The sequence below is a fragment of the Streptomyces asoensis genome (assembly GCF_016860545.1).
GTDB lineage: Bacteria > Actinomycetota > Actinomycetes > Streptomycetales > Streptomycetaceae > Streptomyces > Streptomyces asoensis.
Map to the genome: position 1 here is coordinate 1,285,471 of NZ_BNEB01000002.1, position 12,278 is coordinate 1,297,748.

General features: G+C 70.5%; 12 protein-coding genes. 8 read left to right on the forward strand and 4 right to left on the reverse strand.

Annotated elements, in window-relative coordinates; translation table 11 throughout:
* Nucleotides 1–108: 108 nt before the first annotated feature.
* The 4 genes from Saso_RS08730 to Saso_RS08745 form a co-directional block, all read right to left on the reverse strand.
* Nucleotides 109–1,143: a LacI family DNA-binding transcriptional regulator gene (locus tag Saso_RS08730; protein ID WP_189922556.1), complete on the reverse strand. Its 1,035-nt coding sequence runs from the start codon at nt 1,141–1,143 to the stop codon at nt 109–111.
* Nucleotides 1,140–2,045, reverse strand: a complete 906-nt coding sequence (locus Saso_RS08735; RefSeq protein WP_189922554.1) for a carbohydrate ABC transporter permease — start codon at nt 2,043–2,045, stop codon at nt 1,140–1,142. Before Saso_RS08735 ends, Saso_RS08730 begins: the two co-directional genes overlap by 4 nt.
* Entirely contained in the window at nt 2,042–2,905 is an 864-nt protein-coding gene (locus tag Saso_RS08740; RefSeq protein WP_229901314.1) for a carbohydrate ABC transporter permease, read from the reverse strand. Before Saso_RS08740 ends, Saso_RS08735 begins: the two co-directional genes overlap by 4 nt.
* A 119-nt stretch (nt 2,906–3,024) precedes the next feature.
* Entirely contained in the window at nt 3,025–4,356 is a 1,332-nt protein-coding gene (locus Saso_RS08745) for an extracellular solute-binding protein (RefSeq protein WP_189922550.1), read from the reverse strand.
* 230 nt (nt 4,357–4,586) lie between these two features.
* Between Saso_RS08745 and Saso_RS08750 the strand changes: the two genes are divergently transcribed.
* From Saso_RS08750 to Saso_RS08785, 8 genes are all read left to right on the forward strand, one after another.
* Nucleotides 4,587–6,608, forward strand: coding sequence for a beta-galactosidase (locus Saso_RS08750; protein WP_189922548.1), 2,022 nt, complete (start codon nt 4,587–4,589; stop codon nt 6,606–6,608).
* Between the two features lie 103 nt (nt 6,609–6,711).
* Nucleotides 6,712–8,280, forward strand: coding sequence for a glycoside hydrolase family 53 protein (locus Saso_RS08755; RefSeq protein ID WP_189922546.1), 1,569 nt, complete (start codon nt 6,712–6,714; stop codon nt 8,278–8,280).
* A gap of 217 nt (nt 8,281–8,497) precedes the next feature.
* The gene (locus tag Saso_RS08760; protein WP_189922544.1) at nt 8,498–8,785 is read left to right on the forward strand and encodes an ArsR/SmtB family transcription factor; all 288 of its coding nucleotides are present in this window, start codon (nt 8,498–8,500) and stop codon (nt 8,783–8,785) included.
* Between the two features lie 136 nt (nt 8,786–8,921).
* A complete protein-coding gene (locus Saso_RS08765) occupies nt 8,922–9,881 on the forward strand; it encodes an SMP-30/gluconolactonase/LRE family protein (protein ID WP_189922542.1) in 960 nt (319 codons plus the stop codon).
* A gap of 85 nt (nt 9,882–9,966) precedes the next feature.
* Complete coding sequence (crcB, locus tag Saso_RS08770) at nt 9,967–10,422, forward strand: fluoride efflux transporter CrcB (protein ID WP_189922540.1); 456 nt, start codon at nt 9,967–9,969, stop codon at nt 10,420–10,422.
* Entirely contained in the window at nt 10,419–10,799 is a 381-nt protein-coding gene (locus tag Saso_RS08775; RefSeq protein ID WP_189922538.1) for a DUF190 domain-containing protein, read from the forward strand. The genes crcB (Saso_RS08770) and Saso_RS08775 overlap by 4 nt, the downstream gene beginning before the upstream one ends.
* The gene (crcB, locus tag Saso_RS08780; RefSeq protein WP_189922536.1) at nt 10,796–11,161 is read left to right on the forward strand and encodes a fluoride efflux transporter CrcB; all 366 of its coding nucleotides are present in this window, start codon (nt 10,796–10,798) and stop codon (nt 11,159–11,161) included. The genes Saso_RS08775 and crcB (Saso_RS08780) overlap by 4 nt, the downstream gene beginning before the upstream one ends.
* A gap of 94 nt (nt 11,162–11,255) precedes the next feature.
* Nucleotides 11,256–12,092 (forward strand): undecaprenyl-diphosphate phosphatase, encoded by an 837-nt coding sequence (locus Saso_RS08785; RefSeq protein ID WP_189922534.1) that lies wholly within the window; start codon nt 11,256–11,258, stop codon nt 12,090–12,092.
* Nucleotides 12,093–12,278: the final 186 nt, after the last annotated feature.

Sequence of the window (12,278 nt, forward strand, 5' to 3'; positions counted from 1 at the left end):
TTCCCGCACGTCTCACGCTAGGCGGAGCAGCCGCGGACGGCTTCTTCGATCCTGACCGGTCGGGCGCATTTGATCCTGACCGGTCGGGCGCACGGCGGCTCCCGTCCGCTACGTGGACTCCCGCTTCACCAGCTCCGTCGGCAGGATCACCGCCGCCGGGTCCTCGCCGCCGATCTGGGCGAGCAGCACCCGGACCATCTCGTTGCTGATCCGGTCCCACGGCTGCCTGATGGTGGTCAGGGAGGGACTGACCGCGGTCGCCGCGGGGGAGTCGTCGAAACCGCCGACCGCGACGTCCTGCGGAACCCGTCGGCCCGCCCGGTGCAGCACGGTCAGCACACCCTGCGCCATCAGGTCGGACGCGACGAACACCGCGTCGAGGTCCGGCGCCTGGGCGAGGAGCCGCTCGGCGCCCGCCTCGCCGCTGGCCCTGCTGTAGTCACCGGAGACCACGAGTCGCTCGTCGTACTCGACACCGGCCTCGGCGAGCACCTCCCGGTAGCCGGCGAGCCGCTCCACACCGCCGGGCGTGTCCAGCGGACCGGTGACCACACCGACCCGCCGGCGGTCCTGGGCCAGCAGATGGCGCACCATGTCCCGGGCGCCGTCGCGGTCGTCGGCGGCCACATAGCTCACCTTGGACCCGATCCCGATCGGCTTGCCGCACGCGACCAGCGGTACGCCCGCCTCGCGCAGCTCCGTGGCGACCGGGTCCCCGGAGTGGCTGGAGACCAGCAGCACCCCGTCGACGTGTCCGGCGGTGATGTACCGGGTGATGCGCCGGCGCTCGTCCTCGGTCCCGGCCAGCATCAGCAGCAGGGGGATGTCGTGGGCGGCCAGCGCCTGTGTGCAGCCGCGCAGCAGGACGTTGAAGTTGGGGTCCTCGAAGAACCGTTCCTGAGGCTCCGTCAGCAGGAAGCCCACCGAGTCGGAGCGGCCGGTGATCAGGGAGCGGGCGTGCCGGTTCACGACGTAACCCGTCCTGCGGATGGCGGCGTTGACCGCCTCGGCGGCGGCGGGGCTGACGTAGTGGCCACCGTTGAGCACGCGCGAGACGGTGCCCCGGGAGACCCCCGCCTCCCGTGCCACGTCGTGGATGGTCGGCGGTCTGCGGCGGCCCCCCGCACCATTGTTCATGGTCATGACTTTACGGCTCCGGACAGCAGATCCAGGCTCCAGAACCGCTGAATGACCAGGAACAGCGCCACCAGCGGGATCACCGCGAGGAACGCGCCGGTGATCACGAGCGTGTAGAGCGCCGGAGTGTTGGCCCCCTGTTCGAGGAGGGTGAACAGACCGAGCGTGAGGGGGAACCGCTCGTCGTCGCTGAGCATGATGTACGGCAGCAGGAAGTTGTTCCAGATCGCCACGAACTGGAAGAGGAACACCGTCACCATGCCGGGGATCATCATCGGCAGCGCGATCCTGGTGAAGATCCGCCACTCGCTCGCCCCGTCCATCCGGCCGGCCTCGACCACGTCCCCCGGGACGGCGGCGGCCGCGTAGATCCGGGAGAGGTAGACGCCGTAGGGGGAGAGGATCTGCGGCAGGAGCACGGACCAGTAGGAGTCCGTGAGGTCCGCCTTCGCCATCAGCAGGTACTGCGGGATGGCGAGGATGATCGGCGGCATCAGCACACCGGCGAGCAGGACGTTGAACATCGTCTCGCGGCCGCGGAAGCGGTACGTCGCCAGCGCGTAGCCGCTGAACGCCGAGACGCCCGTCGACAGCAGCGCGCCGAGCACGGCGTAGAGCCCCGAGTTGGCCATCCACTGCCAGTAGATGCCGTCCCGGTAGGCGTCGAGGTCGGCGATGTTGTCCGTGAAGCCGCTGCCCGGCAGGAACGTGAACGTGGAGAACAGCTCGCTGCCGGACTTGGTGGACGCGATCACCACCCAGGCCACCGGGAGCAGGCAGTAGACCGCGCCGAGCAGCAGCGTGAGCGTCGGCACCGGCGCGATCCGGCCGCGGAGCGGGGGGCGGCTGCGGGCGGTGCCCGTGGCGCCGGCCGTCGAGGGCGCCTTGCGGACGGCAAGAGAACTCATCGTGCTCCTCCGGGACCGAGGTCCCGCTTGTTGCGCCGGTTGGCGGCCCTCAGGAACCCGAAGGACAGCACCAGCGTGGCGAAAGCGATGATCACGGCCTCGGCCGCCGCCTGGTAGATGTCGCCGGTGCCGAACGCGTCCCGGTACACCTTCATCAGCGGACTCCACGTCGTGGACACGGAGTTGGTGAGCGGTTTGAGGGTGGTCGGCTCGTTGAACACCTGGAGCGTGGCGATGATCGAGAAGAAGAAGGTGAGCACCAGCGAGGGCGCCACCATGGGGATCTTGATCCTCAGCGCGATCTGCGTCGGCGTCGCCCCGTCCAGCTTCGCCGCCTCGTACACCTCGGCCGGGATGGCCTGCAACGAGGTGTAGATGACGATCATGTTGAAGCCGGTGCCGCCCCACACCGCGATGTTCGACAGCGCGAGGTACAGCGGGCCGCCGTCCAGCAGGTCCGGCTGCGGCATGCCGAGCCTGTCGAGCACGTAGTAGAAGGGGCTGACGTCCGGCAGGTACAGGAAGCCCCACAGCAGGGCCGCCACCACGCCGGGGATGGCGTACGGCAGGAAGATCGCGAGCCGGGTGAAGGGGGCGAGCCGCACCTTCTCGGAGTCGAGCATCAGCGCGAACAGCAGCGCCAGGCCCAGCATCACCGGGACGACGATGCAGCCGTAGCCGAGGACACGCAGCGCGCCGTCGAGCAGCTCGCTGTCGGTGAAGGCGGCGGTGTAGTTCGCGAAACCGGCCCAGACCTCGCTGCGCGCACCCGAGCCGAGACCGAGGCCGGACACGTGCACCTTGCGGAAGCTGAGCCACACCGCGTAGCCGATGGGCAGGGCGAAGAACAGGGCGAACAGGAGGGTCGCGGGGACGAGGAAGAGGTAGGGGGCGCTGCGCGTCCGGTCGGCGGTGCGGGCGGACGGCCGGACGTACGGGGCCTTCTCGGCCCCGTACGTCCCGCTGCGGGGTGTGCTGGTCACTCGGAGACCTCGAAGCCCTGCTTCTTCAGGTCGGCGACGGTGTCCGACTGCATCTTCGCCAGGGCGGCGGAGAAGTCGGACTTGTCCTTCGCGGCGGCGCCGAACGCGTCCTTGAAGGTCGTATAGGCGACGTTCACGTTCGGGCCCCAGGCCGAGGGGGCGGTGGTCTTCGCGATCCTGGCCGCCGTGGTGTAGAAGTCCGCCTGGTTCGAGAAGTAGTCCGGCGGGGTGGTGAAGGCGCCGCTGAGCTGGGCGGAGGTGGAAGCCGGGTAGATACCGCCCTCCTTGGCCAGCGCGTTGAGGGCGTCGCCGTCGGTGTTCAGCCAGGCGGCGAACTTCGCGGCGGCCTCCTTGTGCTTGGAGTCCGTCGTCACGGCCGTGGAGGATCCGCCCCAGCTGCCGGTGACGTCGTCGCTGTTCGACCACTGGGGGAGCGGGGCCATGGCCCACTTGCCCTTGGTGTCGGGCGCGGCGGTGGTCAGGGTGCCCGGGGCCCACACGGCGGAGACCCAGGCGATCTGCTTGCCGGTGTTCAGCGCCTTGTTCCAGGCCGGCGTGTACATCGGCTGGTTGTCGATGGCGCCCTCCTTGACGAGACCGCCCCAGAAGTCGGCGACCTTCTTGCTGGCCGTGTCGTCGATGCCGACCTTCCACTTGTCGCCCGAGGTCGTCCACCACTTGGCGCCGGCCTGCTGGGCGAGGCCCGCGAAGAGACCGGAGTCGTTGGCCGAGAACGTCGTGAGGTCCGTGTCCGGGGCCTTCTTCTTCAGGTCGCGGGCGGTCTGCGCGAACTGCTCCCAGGTCACCGGGACCTTCAGGCCGTACTTCTTGAAGAGGTCCGCGCGGTAGTAGAACATCATCGGGCCGATGTCCTGGGGCACCGCGTAGACGGCGTCCGTGCCCAGCGTCGTCTGCTGCCACACTCCGTCGGCGAACTTGCTCTTCGCGTCGCCGACGTCCTTCGCTATGTCCGCCAGCGCGTCGTTGCTGACCAGCGTCGGCAGGGCCTGGTACTCGGCCTGGACCAGGTCGGGGGCCTTGCCCGCCTTGTGCGCGGTGAGGATCTTGGTGACCAGCGTGTCACCGGACGCCTGCTTCTTCACCGTGACGGTGATCTGGTCCTTCTTGCCCTGGCCCTTGTTCCACAGGTCCACGACCTTGTCCATGCCGGGCGTCCACGTCCAGTACGTGAGCGAGACCGGACCGGACTCGGCGCCGCCGTCCTCGTCGGACGATCCGCAGGCGGCGAGCGCGGTGGCGCCGAGGGCGACGGCGATGGTGGAAGCTGCACCTCTGACAAAGAGCCGCCGACGCTTCGTGTTGGGCATGGATCTCTCCCCTGACCTGGGTTCCCGCCCGGTGCGAGAACCTGCCATGCGATCACGTGGGCCGGGTCCTCGCCCGTCGCGAAAACCCTGCCCTGGTGTCTGTGAGCGTTCACAGTAGAGAAACATCCCGGACACTTGTCAATGGTTGTTGCTGTGCGGTTATGTTGGGCTCCGAACGACGCAGCAGTGTGTGCACGTTCCCAAATGATCGATTAAATGGGAGAGATCCAATGCCGGAGACCAGCCCCCGGGGCCTGACCAGGCTCGCCTTCGGTGGGGACTACAACCCCGAGCAGTGGCCGGAAAGCGTCTGGCAGGACGACGTCCGGCTGATGCGGGAGGCCGGCGTCACCATGGTGAGCGTCGGGATCTTCTCCTGGGCCCTGCTGGAGACCTCGCCCGGCGAGTACGACTTCGGCTGGCTGGACCGCGTCATCGGTCTGCTGCACGACAACGGCATCCGCGTCGACCTGGGCACCCCGACCGTGGCGCCGCCCGTCTGGTTCTACCGTCAGCACCCCGACGCGCTGCCCGTGACCGCCGAGGGCGTACGCCTGGAGTTCGGCTCCCGCGGCGCGATCTGCCACAGCAACGCGGACTACCGCGCGGCCGCGGCGAACATCACCACCCGCCTCGCCGAACGCTACGGCGACCACCCCGCACTGGCGATGTGGCACGTGCACAACGAGTACGGCGTGCCCGTCTCCGCCTGCTACTGCGACTCCTGCGCGGCCCACTTCCGCCGCTGGCTGGAGACGACGTACGGCACGGTCGACGCGGTCAACGAGGCCTGGGGCACCGCCTTCTGGGGCCAGCGCTACGCGAGCTTCGACGACATCAACCCGCCGCGTGCCACCCCGACCGTCGGCAACCCGGGGCAGGCGCTGGACTACAAGCGGTTCGCCGACGCCACCATGCGCGAGAACTTCCGCGCGGAGCGGGACATCCTGCACCGGCTCGCGCCCGGCGTCCCGGTGACGACCAACTTCATGACCGCCCTCAGCCAGTGCGACTCCGTCGACTACTGGGCCTGGGGCCGTGAGGTCGACATCGTCACCAACGACCACTACCTGATCACCGACGGCCGCCGTACGCACGTCAACCTCGCGATGGCCGCCGACCTCACCCGCTCCGTCGCGGGCGGCGCCCCCTGGATCCTGCTGGAGCACTCCACCTCGGGCATCAACTGGCAGCCGCGCAACCCCGCCAAGGCCCCCGGCCAGATGGCCCGCAACTCCCTGGGCCACGTGGCCCGCGGCTCCGAGGGCGCCATGTTCTTCCAGTGGCGGCAGTCCCGGCGCGGCGCCGAGAAGTTCCACTCGGCGATGGTCCCGCACGGCGGCACCGACACGCGCGTGTGGCGCGAGGTCGTCGAGCTCGGCGCCGGACTGGACTCGCTCGCCTCCGTCCGCGGCACCCGCACCGAGGCCGACGTGGCCGTGCTCTGGGACTGGCACTCCTGGTGGGCGCAGAGCCTCGACTGGCGGCCCAGCGAGGACGCCGACCCGCGCGAGCGCGCCGACGCCTTCTACGAAGCCCTCTACGACCGCCACCTGACCGTCGACTTCGCCCACCCCGAGGCCGACCTGTCCCGGTACCCGCTGGTCGTGGTGCCCGCGCTGTACCTGATGACGGAGGCGGCCGGGAACAACCTGGCGGAGTACGTCGCCGGCGGCGGCACCCTCGTCGTGTCGTACTTCTCCGGCATCGTCGACGAGCACGACGCCGTCCACGAGGGCGCCTGCCCCGGTGCGCTGCGCGACGTCCTGGGCCTGACCGTCGAGGAGTTCTCACCGCTGCTCGCGGGCGAGGACGTGCGCCTCACCGGCCCCGACGGGCAGGACCTCACCGGCGACGTGTGGACGGAGTTCGTCGTGCCGCGCGGCGCCGAGACCGTCTGGACCTACGCCGAAGGGCTCACCGCCGGTCACCCGGCCGTGACGCGGCACCGGCTCGGCGAGGGCACGGCCTGGTACGTCTCCACCCGACTCGGCCCCGAGGGCCTGGACGCGCTGCTGGGCCGGGCCGCCGAGGACGCCGGGATCTCCCCGCGCGCGGACCTCCCGTACGACGTCGAGGTGGTGCGCCGCTCCGGCGGGACGGGCAGCTACCTCTTCGCGATCAACCACACCGCCGCCGACGCCAAGGTGCCGCTGGAGACCTCCGGCACCGAACTGCTGACGGGCGAACGCGCCGCCGGCCGCCTCGCGGTCCCGGCGGGAGCCGTGCGGGTCGTACGACTCGACGGCTGACCCGACTCCCCCTTCGCCCGTGGAGCCGCGAGCCGCGGGCGGAGGGGGCCCCTCACCCCACGAGGGAACCCCACCCATCACGTCGAAGGGACGACGGACGACGATGTTCCATCCCAGACGCACCCTCAGGGCACTGCTCCTGCCGCTCGCCGCCGGGCTCGCCCTCACCGCCCTGCCCGCCCAGACGGCGCAGGCGGCCACCACCCTCACCAACGGCGGCTTCGAGACCGACGGCGCCGGCACCGCGACCCCGGCCGGCTGGTCGACGTACTCGGCGACCGGACAGAACTCCGCCTCGTTCACCGAGTCCGGCGGCCACGGCGGCAGTTACCGGCTCTCCCACTACTCGGCCTCCGCCTACAAGGTCGAGACGTACCAGTACCTGTCCGGACTCACCAACGGCGCCTACAAGCTGACCGCGTGGGTGCGCTCCGGAGGCGGCCAGAACTCCGCCTACCTGGCCCTGAAGAACTGCGGCAGCGCCGAGCAGCGCACCGACCTGCCGGTGTCGTCCAGCAACTGGATACGGATCGTCACGTCGATCAACGTCACCAACAACCAGTGCACCATCAGCGTCAACAGTGACGCGAACGCGGGCAACTGGATCAATGTCGACGACCTGACCTTCACCTCGGGCTCGACCGGCCTGTCCGTCAAGGGCGCCGACATCTCGTCCCTGCCCAAGAGCGAAGCCTTCGGCGGTGTCTACCGGACCGCCTCGGGCACCGCAGGCGACGCCGTCGGCATCCTCAGGAGCGCCGGGATGAACTACGCGCGCCTGAAAGTGTGGGTGAACCCCGCCGACGGCTACAACAACAAGGCGCGCACCCTCGCCCTCGCCAAGCGGATCAAGGCCTCCGGCATGAAGCTGCTGGTCGACTTCCACTACTCCGACACCTGGGCCGACCCGGGCAAGCAGACCAAGCCGGCCGCGTGGTCCGGCCACTCCTACAGCCAGCTGAAGACGGACGTCTACAACCACACCTACGACGTCCTGAACGCCCTCAAGGCACAGGGCACCACGGCGGACATGGTCCAGGTCGGCAATGAGATCAACGGCGGCATGCTGTGGTCCGAGGGCTCCACCGACAACTGGTCGCAGCTCGCCGGCCTGCTCAACTCCGGTTACAGCGCGGCCAAGGCGGTCTCCTCCGGCACCCAGGTCGCCCTGCACCTGGCGAACGCCGGTGACGACGCCACCGTGCGCTGGTGGTTCGACAGCGCCAAGACGTACGGCGTGAACTACGACCTGATCGGCCTGTCGTACTACGGCTACTGGCACGGCTCACTGGCCGCCGCGCAGACCACCCTCGACGACGTGGCCTCCCGCTACGCCAAGCCGGTCTTCATCGCCGAGACGGCCTACCCCTTCCGCCTCGACAGCGACGATGCGCTCGTCAACCAGATCGACACCACGGGTGAACTGGTCGGCGGCTACCCGGCGACCGCCGCGGGCCAGCTCGCCTGGATGAACGCCGTGGCGAACATCGTGGAGGCCGTCCCGAACGGCCGCGGACTCGGCGTCTTCTACTGGGAGGCGACCTGGACCGCCGTCACCGGCAACGGCTGGGACCCGGCCGACGCGAGCTCCGGCAACGGCTGGGAGAACCAGGCCCTGTTCGGCTTCGACGACCGGGCGCTGTCCTCCATGGCGTGGTTCGCGCACCGCTGATCACCTGATCCTCCGTCCCGGTGACAAGGGCCCGGCCGCCTCCTGCGGCCGGGCCCCTGACCGTCTCCCGTCCGGTCTGCGACGAACACCCTTGTGCCACAGGGGTGTTGGATCCAGGCCAAGGGGCGCGGAGTACGGGACACGGTGGCCCCCGCTGCGGAAGAGTGGGAAGACGCGGTCCGAGGGAGCCCCGACCGACGGGACAGAGGGGACGACGATGCTGACGACTCCCGTGAGCGAGAGGCGACTGGACATCCTGGAGTGGCTGAAGGAGCCGGCCCGGCACTTCCCACCGCAACGACACGGCGACCTCGTCGAGGACGGCGTCACGGTGGACGGCGTCGCGACCAAACTGGGCGTGCGCCGCCAGGTGGCGAGCACCCACCTCACGCTGCTCGCGGGCATCGGCCTGCTGCGCGCCAAGCGGATCGGGCGCCGCACCTACTACCGGCGCGACGAGATGCGCATAGCCGAAGTGGCGCGCATGTTCGAGAAGGGCTGGTAGCGGACGCCGGCGAACACGGCGCGGGGCCGCGGCAACGCCCGGCGCACGGCCCGGCGACGGAAAGTCCACGTCCGGCACGAGCCGGCCACGGCCCCGCCTGGGAGGATGGCCGCCTCCCCAAGGAAGGGCGAACCCCATGGACCGTCGGACCCCCCTCGTCCCCCTCAGGTACCTCACCCTCCCGGGACACGGACCCGAGGACGTCGTCGCCGACCCCGCGGGGCGCGTGCTGACCGGGGTGGCGGACGGGCGGATCCTGCGGGTCGACGGCCTGGACGACCCGTCCGCGCCCCGCGTGGAGCAGGTCGCCGAGATCGACGGACGGCCCCTCGGTCTCGAACTCCTCCCGGACGGCGACCTGCTGGTGTGCAGCGCCGACGGCGCGCTGCTGCACGTCGACCTCGGCGGCGGCACCGGGAAGGCCCGCGTCCTGACCGGGTCGGCGGCGGGGGAGCGGCTGCGGTTCTGCAGCAACGTCGTCGCCCTGCCCGACGGGACCGTGTACTTCACCGTCTCCAGCCGGGTCCATCCCCTGCGGGACTGGATGGGCGACCTCGTCGAACACACCGGCACCGGACGCCTGCTGCGTCTGGAGCCGGGCGCCCGGGAGGCCGAAGTCGTCCTGGAGGGGCTCCAGTTCGCCAACGGTCTGGCGCGCGGCGCCGACGACTCCTTCCTGATCGTCGCCGAGACCGGCGCCCGCCGCCTCACCCGCTACGGCCTCACCGGCCCCCGGGCGGGCCGGGCCGAGTCCCTCGTCGAGGACCTGCCCGGCTACCCGGACAACCTGTGGCGCGGCGCGCCGGACGGCCCGGTCTGGGTGGCGCTGGCCGGCCCGCGCGTCCCCCCGCTCGACCTGCTGCACCGCGCCGGCCCCGCGGTCCGCCGCCGTGCCGCCCGCCTCGCCCGGAGCGCGCCCTATCGCCCGTCCGGTACCGCGGGCGTCCTCGCCGTCGACGACGACGGCCGGATCGTCCACCACCTCACCCGCCGCCGCTCCGGGTTCCGTATGGTCACGAGCGTCTGCGAGACCGGCGGCCGGCTGGTCCTCGGCAGCCTCGCCGAGCGGGGCATCGCGGTCTGCGAGGCACCGTGACCTGCTGACCCGGCGCTAGGCTGGTGCCCGGTCGTGATCACTCCGGCGAGGCGGGTGACCCCGGCCCGGGCAGGAGACGTACGACATGACAGCTCCGGAGGCCGAGAGCCTGCGTACCGGTGCCGCGCGCCGGACCGGCGGGCAGGGGCAGCTCCCGGTGGTCGCCGTCGTGGCGGTCGGCGGTGGGATCGGTGCCGCCGCCCGGTACGCGGCCTCGCTGTGGTGGCCCACCCCGGGCGGCCACTTCCCCTGGACCACGTTCTGGGTGAACGTCGTCGGCTGCGCGGTGATCGGGTGCTTCCTCGTGCTGATCACCGAGGCGGTGCGGGTCCACCGGCTGGTGCGGCCGTTCTTCGGCACCGGGGTGCTGGGCGGCTTCACCACGTTCTCCACCTATGCCGTCGACATCCGGCAGCTGTTCGGCGAGGGCCGGCCCGGTACGGCCCTCGCCTATCTCGCCGCCACCCTGTCGGCGGCGCTCCTCGCGGTGTGGCTGGCGGCCGCGGCGACCCGCCGCGCTCTCGAGTGGAGGCTCCGATGACCAGGCTGACCGGCAATGCCCTGCGGCTGACCGTCTTCGTCGGCGAGAACGACACCTGGCACCGCAAGCCCCTGTACACGGAGATCGTGCACCGCGCGCACGCGGCCGGTCTCGCGGGCGCCAGCGTCTTCCGCGGCATCGAGGGCTTCGGCGCCTCCTCGCTGATCCACACGTCCCGGCTGCTCTCGCTGAGCGAGGACATGCCGGTCGCGGTCGTCGTCGTGGACACGGAGGAGCGCGTGCGGGCCTTCCTGCCCGAGCTGGACGAGCTGGTCACGGAGGGCATGGTGACCCTCGATCCCTGTGAGGTCATCCGGTACGTGGGCCGTGGAGCGAACCGGGGCGATACGGACACGAAGGGTAAGAGGTCGTTGTGAACTGGCTGGTGGTCGTCGCCGGTGGCATGATCGGCGCCCCGCTGCGCTATCTGACCGACCGTGCGGTGCAGTCCCGGCACGACTCGCTCTTCCCGTGGGGGACCTTCGTCGTCAACGTCACCGGCTGTCTGATCCTCGGCACCCTGGCCGGAGCGACCGCCGTCGGCTCCGACCTGCGGTTGTTCCTGGGGACCGGCCTCTGCGGGGCGCTGACGACGTACTCCACGTTCTCGTACGAGACACTACGGCTGACCGAGACCGGAGCGGGCCTCTACGCGGCCGTCAACGCCGTGGCGAGCGTCGTGCTGGGTCTCGGCGCCGCGTCCGCCGGTCTCGCGATCGGCGCGTGGGCGTGGTCCTAGGCGGTCCCGTCGGCTCCCCGCCTGGTAGGACTGTGCCTGACACCGGAACGTCTACAACGCTGTCGACACATTCGTCTTCTCAGAACTGGATTCCATGAGCGCCATCTCCGTCGGCCAAGCCGTCGTCCTCGGAGCCGTCGAGGGAGTGACCGAGTTCCTCCCCGTCTCCTCCACGGGCCATCTGAAGATCACCGAGGGCCTGATGAGCATCCCGGTCGACGACGACGCCGTCGTCGGGTTCTCGGCCGTCATCCAGGTCGGGGCGATCGCGGCCGTGCTCGTGTACTTCCGCAAGGACATCGTGCGGATCGTCTCGGCCTGGTTCCGGGGACTGCGCAGCCGTGAGGAGCGTCACCACCACGACTACAAGTTCGCCTGGTGGGTGATCTACGCGACCATCCCGATCGTCGTCGTCGGCCTCGCCGCGAAGCCCCTCATCGAGGGACCCCTGGCCTCCCTCTGGGTGGTCGCGGGCTCCCTGATCGTCGGCAGCGGCGTCATGTGGGCCGCGGACCAGATGGGCCGTCACAAGCGCGGCGAGGGAGACACCTCGTTCAAGGACGCGATGCTGGTCGGCAGCTCGCAGATCCTCGCCCTGCTCTTCCCCGGCTTCTCCCGCTCCGGCGCCACCATGTCCACCGCCCTCATGCTCGACCTGGACCGGGTGGCCGCCACCCGTCTGTCGTTCTTCCTCGGCATCCCCGCCCTGACCGGCGCCGGCATCTACGAGCTGAAGGACGCGCTGGGCACGGGAGCGGGCGCAGCGCCGCTGGCCGTCGGCACGGCCGTGTCGTTCGTCGTCGCCTACGCCTCCATCGCCTGGCTGCTGAAGTTCGTCGCCAAGCACTCCTTCAACGCGTTCGTCATCTACCGGCTCGTTGTCGGTGTGGCGCTGTTCGGGCTCCTGGCCGCCGGAGTCCTCGACAGCTGACGCCCGAGTCGCCGCCCGCCGGCGCCGCACGGTGAATCCCCTCAGGGGGCGGGAAGTTGCCTTTCAGGCTTCCCGCCCCCTGAATTTCTTGTTTCAGGCGTGTCTTGACAGCGGCGGGCGCGCACCCGGAGTATCACTCCCGTGAACCTGTCAGACAGCCAGACAGGTGGTGCGGGGCCGCGGCGC

What these genes read in the sequence shown, in the direction of transcription:
- Saso_RS08745 (WP_189922550.1), bottom strand. Translation starts at nt 4,356, where the DNA reads ATGCCCAACACGAAGCGTCGGCGGCTCTTTGTCAGAGGTGCAGCTTCC.
- Saso_RS08760 (WP_189922544.1), top strand. Translation starts at nt 8,498, where the DNA reads ATGCTGACGACTCCCGTGAGCGAGAGGCGACTGGACATCCTGGAGTGG.
- Saso_RS08755 (WP_189922546.1), top strand. Translation starts at nt 6,712, where the DNA reads ATGTTCCATCCCAGACGCACCCTCAGGGCACTGCTCCTGCCGCTCGCC.
- Saso_RS08750 (WP_189922548.1), top strand. Translation starts at nt 4,587, where the DNA reads ATGCCGGAGACCAGCCCCCGGGGCCTGACCAGGCTCGCCTTCGGTGGG.
- Saso_RS08730 (WP_189922556.1), bottom strand. Translation starts at nt 1,143, where the DNA reads ATGACCATGAACAATGGTGCGGGGGGCCGCCGCAGACCGCCGACCATC.
- Saso_RS08775 (WP_189922538.1), top strand. Translation starts at nt 10,419, where the DNA reads ATGACCAGGCTGACCGGCAATGCCCTGCGGCTGACCGTCTTCGTCGGC.
- Saso_RS08765 (WP_189922542.1), top strand. Translation starts at nt 8,922, where the DNA reads ATGGACCGTCGGACCCCCCTCGTCCCCCTCAGGTACCTCACCCTCCCG.
- crcB (WP_189922540.1), top strand. Translation starts at nt 9,967, where the DNA reads ATGACAGCTCCGGAGGCCGAGAGCCTGCGTACCGGTGCCGCGCGCCGG.
- Saso_RS08785 (WP_189922534.1), top strand. Translation starts at nt 11,256, where the DNA reads ATGAGCGCCATCTCCGTCGGCCAAGCCGTCGTCCTCGGAGCCGTCGAG.
- Saso_RS08735 (WP_189922554.1), bottom strand. Translation starts at nt 2,045, where the DNA reads ATGAGTTCTCTTGCCGTCCGCAAGGCGCCCTCGACGGCCGGCGCCACG.